16 protein-coding genes and 1 other RNA gene are annotated in these 18,229 nt (G+C 66.5%); 10 read left to right on the forward strand and 7 right to left on the reverse strand.

Annotated elements, in window-relative coordinates; genetic code table 11:
- Window positions 1–301 precede the first annotated feature (301 nt).
- A complete protein-coding gene (locus AC5P5M_RS09580) occupies window positions 302–1,522 on the forward strand; it encodes a cytochrome P450 (protein ID WP_128990661.1) in 1,221 nt (406 codons plus the stop codon).
- Between the two features lie 21 nt (window positions 1,523–1,543).
- On the opposite strand, the gene AC5P5M_RS09585 is transcribed toward AC5P5M_RS09580, so the two are convergent.
- The 3 genes from AC5P5M_RS09585 to ssrA form a co-directional block, all read right to left on the reverse strand.
- Window positions 1,544–3,553 (reverse strand): esterase/lipase family protein, encoded by a 2,010-nt coding sequence (locus AC5P5M_RS09585; RefSeq protein WP_495205789.1) that lies wholly within the window; start codon window positions 3,551–3,553, stop codon window positions 1,544–1,546.
- Between the two features lie 286 nt (window positions 3,554–3,839).
- Complete coding sequence (locus AC5P5M_RS09590; RefSeq protein WP_495205790.1) at window positions 3,840–5,339, reverse strand: S8 family serine peptidase; 1,500 nt, start codon at window positions 5,337–5,339, stop codon at window positions 3,840–3,842.
- 287 nt (window positions 5,340–5,626) lie between these two features.
- Window positions 5,627–5,980: a transfer-messenger RNA gene (gene ssrA / locus AC5P5M_RS09595) on the reverse strand.
- 229 nt (window positions 5,981–6,209) lie between these two features.
- Between ssrA and AC5P5M_RS09600 the strand changes: the two genes are divergently transcribed.
- Entirely contained in the window at window positions 6,210–6,782 is a 573-nt protein-coding gene (locus tag AC5P5M_RS09600) for a hypothetical protein (RefSeq protein WP_053519702.1), read from the forward strand.
- 51 nt (window positions 6,783–6,833) lie between these two features.
- On the opposite strand, the gene smpB is transcribed toward AC5P5M_RS09600, so the two are convergent.
- The gene (smpB, locus tag AC5P5M_RS09605; RefSeq protein ID WP_019661238.1) at window positions 6,834–7,337 is read right to left on the reverse strand and encodes an SsrA-binding protein SmpB; all 504 of its coding nucleotides are present in this window, start codon (window positions 7,335–7,337) and stop codon (window positions 6,834–6,836) included.
- Between the two features lie 57 nt (window positions 7,338–7,394).
- On the opposite strand from smpB, the gene AC5P5M_RS09610 reads away from it, so the two are divergent.
- Complete coding sequence (locus AC5P5M_RS09610) at window positions 7,395–7,820, forward strand: type II toxin-antitoxin system RatA family toxin (protein WP_053519703.1); 426 nt, start codon at window positions 7,395–7,397, stop codon at window positions 7,818–7,820.
- A 3-nt stretch (window positions 7,821–7,823) separates the two neighbouring features.
- Window positions 7,824–8,081 (forward strand): RnfH family protein, encoded by a 258-nt coding sequence (locus AC5P5M_RS09615; RefSeq protein ID WP_053519704.1) that lies wholly within the window; start codon window positions 7,824–7,826, stop codon window positions 8,079–8,081.
- A gap of 36 nt (window positions 8,082–8,117) precedes the next feature.
- On the opposite strand, the gene AC5P5M_RS09620 is transcribed toward AC5P5M_RS09615, so the two are convergent.
- Complete coding sequence (locus tag AC5P5M_RS09620; RefSeq protein ID WP_495205791.1) at window positions 8,118–8,510, reverse strand: outer membrane protein assembly factor BamE; 393 nt, start codon at window positions 8,508–8,510, stop codon at window positions 8,118–8,120.
- A gap of 103 nt (window positions 8,511–8,613) precedes the next feature.
- On the opposite strand from AC5P5M_RS09620, the gene fur reads away from it, so the two are divergent.
- A complete protein-coding gene (gene fur / locus AC5P5M_RS09625) occupies window positions 8,614–9,021 on the forward strand; it encodes a ferric iron uptake transcriptional regulator (protein ID WP_053519706.1) in 408 nt (135 codons plus the stop codon).
- A gap of 55 nt (window positions 9,022–9,076) precedes the next feature.
- Here the strand turns inward: fur and AC5P5M_RS09630 are convergent, their stop codons facing one another.
- Window positions 9,077–10,330 (reverse strand): SGNH/GDSL hydrolase family protein, encoded by a 1,254-nt coding sequence (locus AC5P5M_RS09630; RefSeq protein WP_495205792.1) that lies wholly within the window; start codon window positions 10,328–10,330, stop codon window positions 9,077–9,079.
- Window positions 10,331–10,427: 97 nt separating this feature from the next.
- On the opposite strand from AC5P5M_RS09630, the gene AC5P5M_RS09635 reads away from it, so the two are divergent.
- Entirely contained in the window at window positions 10,428–11,345 is a 918-nt protein-coding gene (locus AC5P5M_RS09635; RefSeq protein ID WP_111185598.1) for a LysR family transcriptional regulator, read from the forward strand.
- Between the two features lie 43 nt (window positions 11,346–11,388).
- On the opposite strand, the gene recN is transcribed toward AC5P5M_RS09635, so the two are convergent.
- Window positions 11,389–13,050 carry a DNA repair protein RecN gene (recN, locus tag AC5P5M_RS09640; RefSeq protein ID WP_053519709.1) on the reverse strand — a complete coding sequence of 554 codons (1,662 nt, stop codon included), beginning with the start codon at window positions 13,048–13,050 and terminating at the stop codon, window positions 11,389–11,391.
- Between the two features lie 114 nt (window positions 13,051–13,164).
- Between recN and hrcA the strand changes: the two genes are divergently transcribed.
- The 4 genes from hrcA (at window position 13,165) to dnaJ (ending at window position 18,215) form a co-directional block, all read left to right on the forward strand.
- Complete coding sequence (hrcA, locus tag AC5P5M_RS09645; protein ID WP_053519710.1) at window positions 13,165–14,229, forward strand: heat-inducible transcriptional repressor HrcA; 1,065 nt, start codon at window positions 13,165–13,167, stop codon at window positions 14,227–14,229.
- A gap of 63 nt (window positions 14,230–14,292) precedes the next feature.
- On the forward strand, window positions 14,293–14,808 hold the full coding sequence (gene grpE, locus AC5P5M_RS09650) for a nucleotide exchange factor GrpE (RefSeq protein ID WP_053519711.1): 516 nt from the start codon (window positions 14,293–14,295) through the stop codon (window positions 14,806–14,808).
- 206 nt (window positions 14,809–15,014) lie between these two features.
- Complete coding sequence (gene dnaK / locus AC5P5M_RS09655) at window positions 15,015–16,937, forward strand: molecular chaperone DnaK (RefSeq protein WP_053519712.1); 1,923 nt, start codon at window positions 15,015–15,017, stop codon at window positions 16,935–16,937.
- A gap of 153 nt (window positions 16,938–17,090) precedes the next feature.
- On the forward strand, window positions 17,091–18,215 hold the full coding sequence (gene dnaJ, locus AC5P5M_RS09660) for a molecular chaperone DnaJ (RefSeq protein WP_053519713.1): 1,125 nt from the start codon (window positions 17,091–17,093) through the stop codon (window positions 18,213–18,215).
- The last annotated feature ends 14 nt before the right edge of the window (window positions 18,216–18,229 follow it).

Below are 18,229 nucleotides of genomic sequence, written 5' to 3' on the forward strand. Positions count from 1 at the left end.
AGGTGTGTCCATCATGTTGCGCCGCGCCAGATTTACTACTTGATTATCGCTGCCTATCAGTGATATCTAAATCTGCCGGATAATCCCGGCGAAATCACACAGCAATCAAAGGAGTGAAAATGAACAGATTCGCCCGAGCATTGCGCGTCACTCTGAACATCCATCCGAACGAGAAGAGCAGTGTGTGGAGGATCTGGCCGCTCTGGGTCGAGTTCTGATTCCGCGCGGCAAGCCACGCGATTGAGTCGTAGCAAGACGAAGGGACTCGTCTTCGAGTCCCTTTCTGCCTAAGGCGCAGCGTATGCAAGGGACATCAAATCAGGGTGGCGCGGCCGCCGAACGGTTGGCGGAGCGCGTTGAGCGCGAGGGGCCGGTTCTGAAGCTGGAGACAGGCGGCGTCGGTGTGTTCTGTCCAGAGCTGGCGGGCAAGGTCGACAAGGAGAACTCGGAGCATCTGTTCGTCGCCGAATCACTGGGCGATCTACTGCGGCGCCACGAGCGCGTGCGTTGGACCGAAGTGCGCAGTCTGATCGCTGCCCGCAGCGCGGAGCTTTCCGGAGCTGCAGTACTGCAGCCATTGCAGGCACGCATGCGGGGCGCGCTGGATGCCCTGTGCGGCGAGGAGCTTGATGCGACACCAGCGATCTGGACGGTGATGGCAACGCCCCTGATCCCGATGGTGATCGCCGGCCTAGATGCCCGGGGGCAGGCCGCAATCGAACGCGCAATGCAGTTGCGCTATACCACTCAGGTGGAACAGGTGATTCATCGTCGTCACCTTCTGCGCAACTTCATGATTGGCCGTGGCGAGTCCCGCGCCATCTACGGTGAACTCAAGCAACGCCTGCGCGGTGGCACCTCTCATCTGGACTATGCGCAGTCGTTGTTGTCACTGCACGATAGGATCGGCTTGCGGAAGGTCACCTACCTGGTGACAGTGCAGTTGATCGCTATTTCCGGCGTACCCGGCATGATGGCGGCCTGCGTGCTGCTGGCCCTGCAGATGCACCCCGATTGGCGGCGGCGCATCGAGGACGAATTTCATGCACTGACCGATCTGGAGATCCTTGCGTTGCCGATGGCACGCATTCCCTGCACGATGCGCTTCCTGAAGGAAGTGATGCGGCTGTACTCCACGCCGTTCAATAATCGACGTGTCGCCATGTGCGACCTGGATGTGGACGGGCATAGAATTCCGGAAGGTAGCGTGTTCGAGTTGAGTTCTTTCATCCAGCACCGTTCTTCCAAGTACTGGGACGACCCGCTTCAGTTCGATCCTGACCGCTGGTTGCCGGAGCGGCGCAAGCGCACTGCCGGAATCTATGTTCCCTACGGCTTCCCGTCCCGCTCCTGTGTCGGTTCGGCGGTGGGCAATGCGCAGCTGGTGCTGCTGTGCGCCATGCTGGCCCGTGAGTACAGTTTCACCCCTTCGGCCGATTACCGTCCGGAGGTCCGCATGGAGGGCTTCGCGATCCCCGCGGCGCTGCACGGCCGGTTCTCGCGCCGCCAACCCGGGCAGTGACCGGATCGCCGTCCGCTGGACCTACTCTGCTGCGTGACCATGGGCCTGCATGTCTTCATGCAGGATGCGCCTGAGCTCGACGATGGCGGGCGTGGCTTCCTGCACGCTGTGACCGGACACGATCACCTTCTCCGATTCGGCGCCCGGCAGGTGCGAACTCCAGTACGGCACCAGTCCGTCGCTGGTCTGCTCCAGCGGTCCATCGGCTTTGGCGCGCGCGATGATGGAGTGATAGCGCACGCTCGGGGACATCGGCAGATCGGCGACGGCCTTGAGGAAGGGGTCATCCTTGTCGAGATTCTGGATGCTGTTCATCTGGTAGCCGTGCTTGCCGTCGTCGCGGTCGACGTGGCCGTCGTTGGCGATCGTCGCCACGTCCTCCAGCACGGTCAGTGGCAGCCGCACCAGACGGCCGATCCAGCGCCCGAGGCGGGTGCCGGCAACGTCGGTGCCGCGATGCGGGGTGGCAATGAATACCACCCGTGAAATCTCCGGCTCCGGCTTGAACGTGAGCACCGGCGCGCCGCGGGTGCGCAGCAGCTCGCGCTGTGCCGGCGTCATCTGCGCGGTTGCCAGCAGGGTCTCGACCAGATGGTCGCCGGACGAAGACACCATCAGCCGCGAGATCACTCCGCCCATGCTGTGCCCGACCAGCACCATGTCATGCGAGGCCGCGGCCTTTCCGGTGGGATCGAAGTGCTGCAGCACATCGGCCAGCATGTGGCGGATCGCATCGTGGCTCATCGCGATGGGCATGTTGGTCGGGTAGTAGAACTGCCACACCTGGAAGTCCCGGCGGATCTCATCGTCGCGCATCAGCTCGTTGGCGACGTTGACCCATGCCTCCGGGCTGCTTGCCAGGCCGTGGATCATCAACAGCACGCGGCGCTTCGGGTCGTAGGGCTGCATCATGTACAGATGCGGCGTATCGATGCCGCCCTTGCTGCCGAATAGCGAGCGCAGCGATTGCCGGCTGAAGTTGGAGCGTGCGAGCCACAGCGCGTAGCCTGCCGTGAAGTTGGCCGCCAGTGGCACCTGCTGGCCATGCAGGGTGACTTCCGAAACCTGGTAGGGATCGTGGATCTCCACCTCCGGCTCGTCGTCGTGCAGCACTTCCCACAGGTTGTTGCCGGAGAACCGCAGCAGCACCGACATCGAAGGTGATGGCATTTCGCTCCAGCTGCGTTGTACGGGCGCGGCGGCGCTGGCCTCGGCAGCAGGCATGTCCACGTCGCTGCCGGGATCATCCATCACCGCTACCAGCTCGGCGCCGAAGCCATCCCGGCGATGCACGCTGCGCAGGGTGCCGGTGAACGAGAGCGCTGCGGCGGGAACCAGCTCCCTCGGCGTACGCTCGTCCAAGGGCGAGCCGTCGTCCGATGGCGCCAGCACAAAGGTCCATCGTCCCAGCTGGAAGCGGCTGGTGTCGCTGTGCACCCGGCCGGTAGCGTAGGCCTCGAACAGCTGCACGGAGGCTTCCTGCACGGCCAGGTTGTAGTAGTCCCGCACCTGCGTCTGGCGATCCTCGAAACCCCGCTGGTTGGCGGTGCGCTCGGTGAAGAACAGATAGGCGTAGGCCTGCCGCGCAACCTGCATCCACGCATCCAGACGCGGCTGGAACCCGGCGTCCAGTTCGGTGACCACGGCCTTGGCACGGCCTTCGGCGGAGTACTCGCGCTTGGGGGCGGGCAGAGTCAATGCGTACTGCAGCCAGAGTTCGGCCAGGGCCGAGCGCTTGTCTTCCTCGCGCACGACGATGCTGGCCTCCATTGCATCGATGCAGGGCGGACCCGGCCTGGCGCAGACACCCTCGTCCAGCCCGGCCACGCGCAGGGTTTCCAGGGTGGCCGAGCTGAGCTTGCCGGTGGTGAGGATGTCACCGCGCTTGAGCGCGATGTACTGGCCGGGGGTAACCGAGGCGACCTGCACCGAGGGCCCGAACTGGCGCAGGGTGGCGCAGCCGCTCAGCGCCAGCAGCAGGGTGAAGACGAGAGCCGTGCGGCCGACGAAGCCCATTCCCGTGGTTGCCATACGATCCTCCTGCGCGGTCGCGCCACTCTAGCGGGAGGTATGTCAAGGCGGAAGCGGCGTGCGCCGGTTCCTTCAGCGGCCGGTCGTCAATCGTCCAGATCGCTGTTGCGGATTGCCAGGACCACCGCAGCAGTACATGCCAGGACACCGAGCAGGAAGCCGATGGCCATGCCGTCGAACCAGTTCATGGGTTTCGTGCCGGGAGTGTGGGAGAAGGTGGCCTGTGGATCTGACCGGCGGGCAACGCATGGCGCAGCGGCTGTGGCGGGCCGCTGCGCCCCTGGCCTCAGTTGCTGGCCTCCCTGACAGCTTCTGCGGCGTCGATGATGCCCGGACCGCAACCGCCCGGGCAGTTGGCCGCCGCGATCGGATGGGCGGTGCGGCGCAGGATGTCCTTGACCTGGGCGGTGGTCTTCGGCACCGGTGCCACCGCCTGCATCAGCGCGACGACGCCGGCCACGTGCGGTGCCGCCATCGAGGTGCCGGACATGAAGTCAAAGGCATTGTTGCCCACCGTGGACAGAACGCCCTGCGCCGGATGCTGGCGGGTCGGTGCGCAGTTGGTCGAGTTCGGTGGTGTGGCCAGGGGCAGGAACTCGCCCACCGAGGCGCGGCACGACCACGTCTCGCCACCGGGCGCGGTGATATGGATGCCTGCACCGTAGTTGGAGTAGAACGCGCGGCGCCCGCCCTGGTCGTTCGCGGCTACCGCGATCACGCCGTTGCAGTTCGCCGGTGCGAACTCGGACACATCGAGGTTGCTGTTGCCCGCCGCGACCACCACGAGGGTGCCGGTGGCCGTGATGTCGTCGATCGCATCCTGCTCGGCCGGCGAGCAGGGCCGACGGCCGCCCAGGCTGAGATTGATGACCTCGGCCGGGTTGGCATTGGCGGGAACACCCGGCACAGCGATGCCAGCGCTCCAGAGCATGCCGTCGATGATGTCATCCGAGCCGCCATTGCCCTGGTTGCCCAGCACGCGTACCGGTACGACCTTCGCGTTGTAGGCCACGCCGGCCACGCCGATCTGGTTGTTGGTTACTGCCGCGACGGTTCCCGCAACGTGGGTGCCGTGCGCGATGCCCGAGGCGTCGAAGGCATCCGCATCGCGGCCATCGCCATCGTCGGAGCCGCCACAACCGGGATTCAGCCCGCCGAGGATGCACTGCAGATTGCTGAACGGCCGGGTGGAGGAAATCATGTCGTAGCCCGGCAGCAGGTTCGGCTGCAGGTCGTTGTTGTCGAGATAGCCCGAATCGATCACCGCCACCACGACCCCTTGGCCGGTGGAGCGATCCCATGCCGCCGGCACGCGTGCGCCACTGACGGGATTGCTGTAGTGCCACTGTTCGGCGTAACGCGGATCGTTGGGCGTGGCGAACGCACTCATCATGAAGTTCGGCTGCACGTATTCGACGTCCGGGTCGTCGGCGATGCGCTGCATCAGGATCTCGGCCTCCGGACGATCCAGTGCCTTGTCTGTCCTGATCACATCGGCGCCGCCACCCATGCGGCGCTGATGCGCCACCGCCGCAGCCTGCGCCGCACCCACCGAGCGCTTGCTGCGCTGCTGCGCGCCCAAGCGCTGTTTCAGCGCATCCTGGGCGGTGTCGGCAGAGACGCGTTTGCGGCTGCCATCGCGGTACTTGACGATGAAACTGCTGTACTGCTGGTTGTTGTCCATGCCCCGTGTCCACACCCGTTCGGTGGATTGGGCGAAGGCAGGGGCACTGGCCAGGACCAGGGTGATGGCACTGGCAAGGGAAACCCGAAGCGACGTACGCATGAATACAGTTCCTTTGTGAAAGGTGCGATGAGCCGGTCGTGCCCTGGGGGCTCGACTCGAGATGAAGGGGGTATGTCCGCGCGGTCTCCTTTCTGATGGCGACCTTGAACGAACGGCTTCGCAGACCGTTCTCCCCCAGTGCGGGGGTAGGAAATTTCTGAACTGATTTACCGATGTCGAGATCGACACGCGCGGCGAGCGGTGTATGCCGCAGGCAATAAAAAAGCCCGGAGATCCCCTTCTGGCGGGAATGTCCGGGCTTCTCCGGTCCTTGAAGGACCGCTTGTTGGTGGAGGTGGGCGGAATTGAACCGCCGTCCGAAGGCACTCCATCCCCAGCACTACATGCTTAGCTCGCCGTTGAATCTCGTCCCCGAACAGCACGGCGTGCAAAGCGCATCCGGGAACCAGCCTGTTGTGTTCTAGTGCCGGACTGACAGGCAGCCGTCCAGCGCGATTCCATGATAGTGACTCTACACCGCGAGCATGGACACAAGCGGTTTCGAGGCTTAGGCCTTAAGCGGCCAGAGCGTAGTTGTCGTCGTTGGCAACTAGAGTTTTGCAGCTGGATTTACGAGGAAAGCTACCCCCTCGGCATGCGCCAGGCGACTTCACAACCCCCGTCGAAACCAATGCACCCCCGGTTTCTACAGTGCTGCAAGGTACAGGGCCGATTCCGTGTCACCACGGGCAGGGCCTGCCCAACGGTTGTCATGCTACGGCAAAACAGCTGAACAGTCACCTCGCGCGGCCGGTCAATCCGCAACATGTTGTACTGCCTGTGTCATAGCGGATTGCTAACGTCTCCGGCACGGATTTGCGACACACTGGTCGTGACCATCCAGGGCAGGACAGAAACGGGAGACTGTGGGTGACCGACGCGATGCAACAGCGCAGCCTGCGCCAGCTGGTGGGCCCGGTCGGGGCCGACTATCAGCGACGGGCGTTGCCTCCCGGTTGGGTCTGGGCACTGCTGGCGGTACTGCTGGCGGCGACCTGGCTGACCGAACTGCCGGCCACCGCAGCGGTGGCGCTGGTCGCCAGCGCAGTAGTGGTGCATTGGCCGCAGCGTGGGCGCACCCATTGGCTGGGCTGGCGCCTGCCGGCGCTGGCGGTACTGGCGGCGTTGCTGTGGGGGCCGGACGTGCTGGCGCAGTGGTTCGAGCACGGCCTGGCGCTGACCTTGATGACATTGGCCAGCCTCAGCATCGGCGTTCACGTGTGGCAGTCGCGGCAGCTGGCGCGCCAGCTGCAGGGTGCAGCCGATGCCCTCGACGATACGCAGCTGCTGGCCCTGCTGCCGGCCGATGCTGCCCAGCTCGCCCAGCAGTGGCGGGCGGGCGATGACCGCCACGCGCCGGAACTGGCGGTGGTGATGCACCTGGCCGTGATGCACGCAGCCCTGGCGCCGCGCGCGCGCGGGCAGGGCATGCTGGCCGGTTGACGGCCCGGGCCGCCGGGCAAGGCCCGGCGCCACAAGGCGGCGGGGCCTGCTTCAGGCGTCGCGGTTGCCGCGCCGCATCACCCGCTGCTTCTCGATCGCCCAGTCGCGATCCTTGGCGGCATCGCGCTTGTCGTGGTTCTGCTTGCCCTTGGCCAGCGCGATCTCGAGCTTGATCTTGTTCTTGCTCCAGTACATCGCGGTCGGCACGATCGTATAGCCATCACGCTCGACCTTGCCGATCAGCTTGTCGATCTCGTTCCGGTGCAGCAGCAGCTTGCGCTCTCGCCGGTCCTCGGCCACCACGTGGGTGGAGGCCTGGATCAACGGAGTGATCTGTGCGCCGATCAGGTAGATCTCGCCACGCTTCACGTAAGCGTAGGCGTCGATGATGTTGCCGCGCCCCGCCCGGATCGACTTGACCTCCCAGCCCTGCAGGGCCAGCCCGGCCTCGAAGCGCTCTTCGATGTGGTACTCGTGGCGGGCACGCTTGTTCAGCGCGATGGTTTTGTTGGCCGTCGCGCTCTTTGCTTTATCCTTGCCGCTGTTCTTGCTCATTTCCGTATTGTCTCCGATTCGGGCCCGCCCGGTCGATTGCCGAAACGTCCCGTATACATGCCTACTATCCGCCGCAGCGCCCTGGTCGAACATTCGGCCGCGCGCATGTTCGACCTGGTCAACGACGTCCAGGCTTATCCGCGCCGCTTCCGCTGGTGCTCCGATGCCCGCATCCTGGAGCAGGGCGAGGACCGGCTGGTGGCGCGTCTGGACCTGGGCCTGGGTTCGTTCAGTACCTGGTTCCAGACCGAGAACACCCTGCAGCGCCCGCACAGCATCGACATGCAGCTGCGCGACGGTCCCTTCAAGCAGCTTCATGGCCGTTGGGAATTCCACGCGCTGGCCGAAGACGCCTGCAAGGTGACGCTGACCCTGGAATTCGAACCCAGCTCACGGCTGCTGGGCCCGGCGCTGGCGATCGGCTTCCAGGGTCTGGCCGATCGCATGGTCAACGATTTCGTCCGGGTCGCCGACGAGGACTGAGCGATGATCGAGGTCGAGGTGGTGCTTGCCTGGCCGCAGCGGGTGCTGTCACGCCGGTTGCAGCTGGAAGAGGGCGCCACGGTTGCCGATGCGATCGCCGCTGCCGCTCTTGAGGGCAGTGCCGGCTGCCCGGCTGCCGCCGTGCATGGTGTGCTGGCCCGCCCGCAGCAGGCACTGCTGGATGGGGACCGGGTCGAACTGCTGCGCCCGCTGCAGGCCGATCCCAAGGACAACCGCCGGCGTCGCGCGCTCGGCGGTTGAGGGCCAGGGCCCGTCCGTCGGAACGGGCCGGCGGCCTCAGCGGCCCTTCTTCTTCTTGTCCTTCGGCAGGTTGCGGCCGAACTGGCGGACGGTCTGCTGGGCCAGCGCCTTGTCGTTGGCCGGGAAATAGTCACCCTCCCAGCGCGTCACGGCGTCGTTCTCGAAATACACGGTGAAGTTCTTCACTTCCGTGCGGCCGAGACGGTCGACCCGCTGGCTGGAGGTGTAGTCCCAGCGCTGGGCATGGAACGGGTCCCGCACGGAGGGCGTGCCCAGCAGCGCGTTCACCTGCTGCTTGCTTTGCCCGACCTGCAGCTTGGCCACGGCATCTTCCCGGATCAGGTTGCCCTGATAGATGGGTTGCTTGTAGATGATGCCGCACCCGGTGGTGGACAGGGCGACGGCGGCGACCAACAGGAGATTGCGCATCGGGACTGGCGGTTGGGGAAATCGAACCGATGATACACTCCCGGCGTGCCACCGCGACCCAATCCGAGGCAGCTGGCGCTAAATCGCCAATGAACGGAGACCTATGGAAACCCACGACCTGCGTAAAGTCGGCCTGAAGGTAACCCATCCACGGATGCGGATCCTGGCGCTGCTCGAGCAGCGCACTGCCCAGCACCACATGACCGCCGAAGACATCTACCGCCAGCTGCTGGAGCATGGTGACGAGATCGGCCTGGCCACGGTGTACCGGGTACTGACCCAGTTCGAGGCTGCCGGCCTCGTGCTCAAGCACAATTTCGAAGGCGGCCAGGCCGTCTATGAACTGGACCGCGGCGGCCATCACGATCACATGGTCGATGTGGACAGCGGCAAGATCATCGAGTTCGAAAGTACCGAGATCGAGGAACTGCAGCGCAAGATCGCGGCCGATCACGGCTATGAGCTGGAAGAACACTCGCTGGTGCTGTACGTGCGCAAGAAGCGCAGATAGGCACCCCCTGCGTGCCGGTTGCGACGAGACCCCGGGCTGGGCCCGGGGTTTTTCGTCAGCGCGGCGGAGTGACCGCCGGGTGCGATGGCGGCATCAGCATCCGCAGATCCACGGCCTCGGCCATGGCCCGGTTGCCGGCATCGCCCGGATGCAGATGGTCGCCTGAATCGTAGGCGGCGGCCATCCGTGAGGGATCGGCGGGGTCGCGCAGCACTGCATCCAGGTCGATCACCGCATCGAATGGGCTGTCCTGCCGCAGCCAGGCATTGAGCTGCTGGCGCAGTGCGTCCTTGTCCGGCTGGTAGTAGTCGTCCAGCGGGGTGCCGGGCAGGGCACCGGCGAACGGCGGCAGGGTTGCGCCGACAATGCGCAGTCCATGGCGATGGGCCTGTCCGGCCAGGCTGCGATAGCCGGCCTGCAGTTCGGCGAGCCCGGGCCGGGCCTGGTCGCGCGCGAACGCTGTGCCCGGCCAGCTGATGTCGTTGATGCCGATCAGCACGATCACACTGGCGACACCGGGCTGGTCGAGGACATCGCGCGGGAAGCGGGCCAGGGCGGATTCCCCCATGCCGTCGCGCAGCAGGCGTCCGCCGGAGATGCCGGCGTTGACCACTGCGACTCCCTGCGGTGCCAGCCGTGCGGCGAGATGGTCGGTCCAGCGCTGGTCCTGGTCGAGGCTGGCCGTTGCGCCATCGGTGATCGAGTCGCCGATCACCACCACGCTGCGCGCGCGGGCTGCGGTTTCGACGTCGATGCCGGACAGCAGCAGGCGGGCCGTGGTGCTGCGGGCCCGGTCCAGGTCCGCAGCCAGGCTCTGGTCACCCGGCGCGATCCAACTGGTCTGCCGGCCCTCCCAGTGGAACGTCCGCAGCGGCGTGGGCTGTGGCAGATGGATGCTGACCTGCAGCGACTGAAGGTTGCGCGTGGGCAGTGGCAGCGCGTCGCTGAGCCGGTCCTGGCCAGGCGCGATCAGCACGCCGGGCTGGCCATCGAAGGTCAGCGCCTGCGGCACCTCGCCCGGATGTGCCGCCAGGGTGGCCCGGCCCACCCGCAGTGGCTGTGTCCCGTAGGCGTTGCTCAAGCGGACACGCAGGCGCGAGCCGCCCAGGCTGATGCGGACGGTCTGGCGGAAGGTCTGGTCGGCCAGCTCTGCGGGGATCAGCGTCGGAAACAGGAAGTCTGCCTGCCAAACCGGTTGTGGACTGGCTTGCCAGCTGGCCACCCAGTGCCGGGGAGGGGCGGCCGTGGCGCTGGCTGCTGCGGACAGGGTGAGCAGGGCAGCGGTGGTCAACGTGCTCAGGCGGTTCATCGGAAGGGTCCGTCGGAAGGAGGGGCCATGGTGTCCCTGCCGCTTTCTGTGAACTAGACTGCGCCTGGATAATCATCTGTGAACTGGATTCATCACCATGGCGCGACCCGACATCAATCGCTCCGGCGAGCTGGAAGTGTTCGTGAGGGTGATCGAAACCGGCGGATTCTCCGCGGCGGCCCGCAGCCTGGACATGACGCCCTCGGCGGTCAGCAAGCTGGTGGCGCGGCTGGAGCAGCGGCTGGGCACGCGCCTGCTGCAGCGATCCACCCGCCAGCTGCAGCTGACCCCGGAGGGCTGCGCCTTCTACGAGCGCGGGCTGCGCGTGCTTGCTGACCTGGAAGAGGCCGAGCGCTGTGCGAGCGCGCATGCCGAACCGCGCGGGCGGCTGCGGGTGAATGCCAACGTGCCCTTCGGCCAGCATTTCCTGCTGCCGTTGCTGCCCATGTTCCTGCAGCAGCACCCGCAGGTGGGGGTGGACCTGACCCTGACCGATGAAGTGATCGATCTGCTCGAGCAGCGCACCGATGTGGCCGTGCGGGCCGGTCCGCTGAAGAGTTCCAGCCTGGTGGCACGACGGTTGGGGGCGACGCGGATGATGATCGTGGCCTCACCCGGCTATGCGCAGCGACACGGTCTGCCTGGCAACGTCGACGACCTGCAGACGCACAACCGGCTGGACATCGGCCATGCGCGGGCGATGCAGGGGTGGCCGCTGCTGCAGGGCGGCCAGGTGCTGCGCGTGCCCACCAGCGGCAATGCGCGCGCCAGCAACGGCGATGCCCTGCGGCAGCTGGTGCTGGGAGGGCTCGGGCTGGCCCGGCTGGCCGCGTTCCAGGTCAGGGACGACATAGCGGCCGGGCGGCTGCTGCCGGTGCTGGAAGAGGCCAATCCCGGCGATCTGGAAGAGGTGCACGCGGTATTCCTGGGGCAGGGTGGCTATCTGCCGCTGCGGGTGCGTGCGTTCCTGGATTTCCTGGTGGAAACGGTGGATCTGGCGCGGCCGCTGGGGTGAACCTGCGGTGGGACGGACCGGGCGTCGCTCGACGCCGCCGGCGTCAGACCTGCAGCAGCTTGCGGGCGGCCGCGCGCGCTTCCTTGCTCACTTCGACGCCACCGAGCATGCGTGCCAGTTCTTCCTCGCGTGCCTTGAGGTCCAGCTTCTCCACCGCACTCTGGGTCATGCCTTCCACCGGTGCCTTGCTGACCCGGTAGTGGGCATGGCCCTTGGACGCGACCTGCGGCAGGTGGGTCACGCACAGCACCTGGCGCTTCTCGCCAAGGGCGCGCAGTTTCTGGCCGACGATGTCGGCCACCGCGCCACCGATGCCCGAGTCGACTTCGTCGAACACCATGGTCGGCACGGCGTCCAGGTCGAGCGCGGCCACTTCGATTGCCAGCGAGATGCGCGACAGTTCGCCACCCGAGGCCACCTTGCGCAGGGCGCGTGGTGGTTGACCGGCGTTGGCCGCGACCAGGAACTCCACGCGTTCGGCGCCCTGCGGGTCGGGCTTGCCGCCGTCCTGGGGTTCCAGCTCGATCAGGAACTGGCCACCGCCCATGCCCAGCTCGGCGATGATGCCGGTGGTGGTGGTCGACAGCGCGGCCGCCGCACTGCGCCGGCTTGCGGTCAGTGCTTCGGCCTGCACCCGCCAGGCGGCCGCGGCCTTGTCGATCTCGCCGGCCAGGCGCTGCAGCCGTTCGTCTGCGCCGCGCAGCTGCTCCACTTCGGCATGCATGCGCTCGCGCTGCGCGCCCAGTTCGTCCATCGGCACGCGATGCTTGCGCGCAAGGTCGTGCAGGCGGCCGAGACGGCGCTCGTTCTCCTCGAACTGTTCGGGGTCGGCATCCAGGTCGTCGTGCACGCGGTCGAGCAGTGACAGGGCTTCGTGCAGCTGGATCGACGCGTTTTCGATCAGGCTGTCCACCTCGCCCAGGCGCGGGTCGTGTTCGATCAGCCGGGCCAGTTCGTGCCGCACCTGCTGCAGCTGATCCAGCGCCGAGCTGCCCTCGTCGCCGTTGAGCTGGTTGCTGGCGGCCTGGCAGGCGGTCAGCAGCGCGCTGGCATGGGCCTGGCGCCGATGACTGGCGCCCAGCGCGAGGATCGATTCGGGCTCCAGATCCTCACGGTCCAGTTCGCGCAGCTGATGCTCGAGGAAACCGATACGGTCACTGACGTCGCCCTGCTGCGACAGCGCCAGGGATTCATCGACCAGTGCCTGCCAGGCGGCTGCGGCGCGGCGGACCTGACGGCGCTCTTCCTCGTTGCCGGCATAGGCATCGAGCAGGGCCAGCTGGGAAGGACGCGCCAGCAGGGCCTGCTGTTCATGCTGGCCGTGGATTTCCACCAGCAGCGCGGCCAGTTCGCCCAGCTGGGCGAGGGTGACCGGGCGGCCGTTGATCCAGGCCCGCGAACCGCCGTCGGCGCGGATCACGCGGCGCAGCTGGCACTGGTCCTCATCGTCCAGCTCGTTGTCGGCCAGCCACTGGCGTGCGGCCTGCAGATGCTCCAGCGCGAACTCGGCCGACAGCTCGGCACGGGCGGCACCGTGGCGGACCACGCCACTGTCGGCGCGCAGGCCGGACAGGAAGCCCAGCGCGTCGACCATCAGCGACTTGCCGGCGCCGGTCTCGCCTGAAACCACGGTCATGCCAGGCCCGAATTCAAGTTCGGTGGCGCGGACGACGGCGAAATCCTTGATCGATAGGTGTCTGAGCATGGGTCTGGGGGTAGCTGAGCCGCGCAACGCTAGCACGCGCACGCGGGCGGTCCAATGGCTTGCCAAGGTGATCCGGCGCCATTATCTAGTCTCCGTGTCTCACAGGTTGATTCCATGCACGGTTCCGCCGACCAACTCGCCCCGCGCGCGCGCCATCTGCTGCGCACGCTGATCGCGCGCCACATCCAGGATGGTGAGCCCGTGGGCTCGCAGACGCTGGCGCGCGTGGCCGGGCTGGAAGTCAGTCCGGCCACCATCCGCAACATCCTCGGCGACCTGGAGGACCTGGGCCTGCTGGCGTCGCCGCATACCTCCGCCGGGCGGATCCCGACCGCGCATGGCTACCGGGTGTTTGTCGACAGCCTGCTGCAGATGCAGCCGCCGGGCGAGGGCGAGCTGGCCCGCTTGCGCCAGGAACTGGCCGGTGGCGGCAGCACCCAGGCCCTGCTCGGCAGTGCCTCCGAGCTGCTGTCGGCGATGAGCCACTTCGTCGGCGTGGTCAGCGCGCCGCGGCGCGAGCAGTTCGCCTTCCGCCAGATCGATTTCGTGGCGCTGGACGGCCGCCGGGTGCTGGCGATCCTGGTGTTCGCCGACAACGAGGTCCAGAACCGGGTGATCGAAACCCGCCAGGACTTCGCCCCGGGCCAGCTGGAGCAGGTCGCCAATTACCTCAACGCCCATTTCGCCGGGCTGCCGCTGGCGGAGATCCGGGCGCGCCTGCTGCTGGAGCTGCGCGATGCCCGTTCCGAGCTGGAGCAGCTGCTGGCGCACAGCATCGAACTGGCCGAGCAGGCCCTGCAGCCCGCGGCCGACGACATGCTGGTGGCGGGCCAGACCCGCCTGATGGGGGTCCAAGACCTGTCCGACCTGGAGCGCCTGCGTGAACTGTTCGAGCTGTTCTCCAGCAAGCGCGAGATCCTGCAGCTGCTGGAGCGGACCATCCAGGCCCCGGGCGTGCGCATCTTCATCGGCGAAGAGACCGGGATGATGCCGCTGCAGGGGGTTTCGCTGGTGACCGCCCCGTATGCGGCCAATGGGCAGGTGCTGGGCGTGCTGGGGGTGATCGGGCCGAAGCGGATGGCCTACGACCGCATGATCCCGCTGGTACAGGCCACCGCCGACGTGCTGGGCGCGGCCTTTTCACCGACCGGGCGCGGATCCGGTGCCGCGGACGCTTGAAACGCAGCATCCCGCCCACACTAGGGTGGGTGGAGGCGGGGAGTGACCGCCAGGGACCCAGACATGAACCACGAACATCCAGATTTCGAATCCCAGCAGAGCGCCGCCGACGCGGCCGCCGCAGCAGGCGTCAATGACGAAGTGGAGCGCCTGCGCGCGGAAGTCGAGCAGGTCAGGGCCGATGCGCTGCGTGAGCGCGCCGACCTGGAGAACCAGCGCAAGCGCGTGGCCCGCGACATCGAGCAGGCCCGCAAGTTCGCCAACGAGAAGCTGCTGGGCGAACTGCTGCCCGTGTTCGACAGCCTGGATGCCGGCCTGAAGGCCGCCGGCGACGACCCGCACCCGCTGCGCGAGGGCCTGGAGCTGACCTACAAGCAGTTGCTGAAGGTCGCCGCCGATAACGGCCTGGTCCTGATTGACCCGACCGGCCAGCCGTTCAACCCGGAGCACCACCAGGCGATCAGCCAGGTGCCGGCCCCGGACGCCGCCCCGGGCAGCGTGGTGACCGTGTTCCAGAAGGGCTATCTGCTCAACGAGCGCCTGCTGCGGCCGGCGCTGGTGGTGGTGGCCGCCGACTGAGCGGTCGATCCGGGAGCGGCCGCCGGGCATGGCCCGGCGCTACCCCCGGATCGTCATCGCCGGGCAATGCCCGGCGAACCTTGAACGGCTGAACACAGCGTTCGGGAGATGGCTTGAATGTTCCACGAGCCTCCCCCACATCCCATTCATCCACCGGCCGAGCGGCCGGACTGACATCCACACAGCATTTCTCAGGAGTCTCCCCCATGGGCAAGATCATTGGTATCGACCTCGGCACCACCAACTCGTGCGTGGCGATCATGGACGGCGGCAAGGCCCGCGTCATCGAGAATTCGGAAGGCGATCGCACCACCCCGTCGATCGTCGCCTACACCAAGGACGGCGAAGTCCTGGTCGGTGCCTCGGCCAAGCGCCAGGCGGTGACCAACCCGAAGAACACCTTCTACGCGGTGAAGCGCCTGATCGGCCGCAAGTTCACCGACGCCGAGGTGCAGAAGGACATCGCCCACGTCCCGTACAGCATCCTCGCCCATGACAATGGTGATGCGTGGGTGGCCACCAGCGATGCCAAGAAGATGGCGCCGCAGGAAATCTCGGCCAAGGTACTGGAGAAGATGAAGAAGACCGCCGAGGACTTCCTCGGTGAGAAGGTCACCGAAGCGGTCATCACCGTGCCGGCCTACTTCAACGACAGCCAGCGCCAGGCCACCAAGGATGCTGGCCGCATCGCGGGCCTGGACGTCAAGCGCATCATCAACGAGCCGACCGCGGCCGCGCTGGCCTATGGCCTGGACAAGGGCGACAACAAGGATCGCAAGATCGTTGTGTACGACCTGGGCGGCGGTACCTTCGACGTCTCGGTGATCGAGATCGCCAACGTCGACGGCGAGAAGCAGTTCGAAGTGCTGGCCACCAACGGCGACACCTTCCTGGGCGGCGAAGACTTCGACAACCGCGTCATCGAGTACCTGGTGGAAGAGTTCAACAAGGACCAGGGCATCGACCTGCGCAAGGATCCGCTGGCTCTGCAGCGCCTGAAGGACGCTGCCGAGCGTGCCAAGATCGAGCTGTCCAGCGCCCAGCAGACCGAAGTGAACCTGCCGTACGTCACCGCTGACGCGTCGGGTCCGAAGCACCTGAACATCAAGCTGACCCGCGCCAAGCTGGAAGCGCTGGTGGAAGACCTGATCAAGAAGTCGATCGAGCCGTGCCGCGTCGCCCTGAACGATGCCGGCCTGCGTTCGAGCGACATCAGCGAAGTGATCCTGGTCGGCGGCCAGACCCGCATGCCGAAGGTGCAGCAGGCGGTGACCGAGTTCTTCGGCAAGGAGCCGCGCAAGGACGTCAACCCGGACGAAGCCGTGGCACTGGGTGCGGCGATCCAGGGTGGCGTGCTGGGCGGCGACGTCAAGGACGTGCTGCTGCTGGACGTGACCCCGCTGTCGCTGGGCATCGAAACCATGGGCGGCGTGTTCACCAAGATCATCGAGAAGAACACCACCATCCCGACCAAGGCCTCGCAGGTGTTCTCCACCGCCGAGGACAACCAGTCGGCCGTGACCGTGCACGTGCTGCAGGGTGAGCGCGAACAGGCCCGCTTCAACAAGTCGCTGGCCAAGTTCGACCTGTCCGGCATCGAGCCGGCGCCGCGTGGCCTGCCGCAGGTGGAAGTGTCCTTCGACATCGACGCCAACGGCATCCTGCATGTGTCGGCCAAGGACAAGAAGACCAACAAGGAACAGAAGGTCGAGATCAAGGCCGGCTCGGGCCTGTCCGAGGAAGAGATCGCCCGCATGGTCGCCGACGCGGAAGCCAACCGCGAAGAAGACAAGAAGTTCCAGGAACTGGTGCAGGCCCGCAACCAGGCCGATGCCCTGATCCACGGCACCCGCAGCGCCATCACCGAGCACGGCAGCAAGGTCGGCGGCGATGTCATCGGCAAGGTGGAAGCGGCTCTGGCCGATCTTGAAACCGCGATGAAGGGCGACGACAAGGCACAGATCGAAGCCAAGTCGAAGGTGCTGGAGGAAGCCGGCCAGTCGCTGTTCGCCGCAGCGTCGGCAGAGCAGGGCGGTGCCCCGGGCGCCGATGCCGGCAATGCGGGCAAGGGCAACGACGACGTGGTGGACGCCGAGTTCACCGAAGTCAAGGACGACAAGAAGTCCTGATCCGGACCGACGCGGGACGCTGCCTGGCAGCGTCCCGTTGTCGCATCAGGGTCCTGACCGCCTCCGGCGCGTCGGGGCGCCCGACGCAAGAGCGGACCTGGTTCCGCTCTTCCGCTTTGACGAATCCCGACATTCCGGAAGCCGATTCACGATATGAGCAAGCGCGATTACTACGAAGTGCTGGGCGTGGCCCGCACCGCCAACGAAGAAGAGCTGAAGAAGGCTTACCGCCGCTGCGCGATGAAGTTCCATCCGGACCGAAATCCGGGTGATGCGGCCGCCGAAGCCTCCTTCAAGGAGTGCAAGGAAGCCTACGAGGTGCTGTCCGACGGCAACAAGCGCCGGATGTATGACAGCCACGGTCATGCCGCGTTCGAGCACGGCATGGGCGGGGGCGGTCCGGGTGGTCCGGACATGAACGATATCTTCGGCGACATCTTCGGCAACATCTTCGGTGGTGCCGGCGGCGGTCCGCGCCAGGCACGCCGCGGTGCCGACATCGGTTACGTGATGGAGCTGGACCTGGAAGAAGCGGTGCGTGGCGTCGAGCGCCGCATCGAGATCCCGACCCTGGCCGAATGCGGCGATTGCGATGGCAGCGGCTCGGAAGACGGCAAGGTGGAGACCTGCAACGTCTGCCACGGCCGCGGCCAGGTGCGCATCCAGCGCGGCATCTTCGCCATGCAGCAGGCCTGCCACAACTGCGGCGGCCGCGGCCAGATCATTGCCAAGCCCTGCAAGACCTGCCACGGCAATGGCCGTGTCGAGGAAGACAAGGTGCTGTCGGTGAAGGTGCCGGCGGGCGTCGACACCGGCGATCGCATCCGCCTGGCTGGCGAGGGCGAAGCGGGGCCGGCCGGCACGCCGCCGGGCGACCTGTACGTGGAAGTGCGCGTGCGCGAGCACCCCATCTTCCAGCGCGATGGCGACGATCTGCATTGTGAAGTGCCGATCCGCATCTCGCAGGCGGCGCTCGGCGATACCGTGCGCGTGGCGACGCTGGGTGGCGAAGCGGAGATCCGCATTCCGGCAGAGACCCAGACCGGCAAACTGTTCCGCCTGCGCGGCAAGGGCGTGCGTTCGGTGCGCAGCCGCAGCGAGGGCGATCTGTATTGCCGCGTGGTGGTCGAGACGCCGGTCAACCTGACCAACGACCAGCGCAGGCTGCTGGAGCAGTTCGAGGCCACCTTCGTCGGTGAGGAAGCGCGCAAGCACTCGCCGAAGTCCGCCACCTTCATGGACGGCGTGAAGGGCTTCTGGGACCGGATGACGTCCTGAATTTTCAACGCAAG

The sequence above is a fragment of the Stenotrophomonas sp. YJH_SMC_106-19 genome (genome assembly GCF_059368375.1).